Here is a 319-nt window from a genome sequence, read left to right as displayed (position 1 = left end):
AGGAAAAGCAGCCCGATCCGCAGGGCGTCTTCAAGTAAGCCCCGCAACGCCGGCCCGCCGCCGGGCGTACCGCTTGTCTCACCCTTGCCTCTTTTCGTGCGCATAGCCCCTCTCCTTCTCGGCGCCGCGCTGCTGGCCCCGCTGGCCGCCACCGCCCAGGCCCCGCGCCGCCACTACGACGCCCAGGCCCGCGCCTTTGACCGCGGCCCCGCGCGCCTGACCGCCGGCGGCGGTGCCACGCTCTACATCGGCGACCCGGCCGGCCTGCGCCCCGGCCCCGCCCTCAACGTGGGCACCATCTACACCTGGCGGCCGCACT

General features: G+C 74.9%; 1 protein-coding gene. It reads left to right on the top strand.

Translation table 11 applies throughout. The features are described from left to right. Positions 1–96 precede the first annotated feature (96 nt). A partial coding sequence (locus EJV47_RS27750) for a hypothetical protein (RefSeq protein WP_133372532.1) occupies positions 97–319 on the top strand: 223 nt, incomplete at its 3' end.

The sequence above is a fragment of the Hymenobacter gummosus genome, assembly GCF_003970915.1.
GTDB lineage: Bacteria > Bacteroidota > Bacteroidia > Cytophagales > Hymenobacteraceae > Solirubrum > Solirubrum gummosum.
The sequence above is the reverse complement of the archived record's forward strand: the minus strand, read 5'-3'. Positions and strand labels throughout refer to the sequence as shown.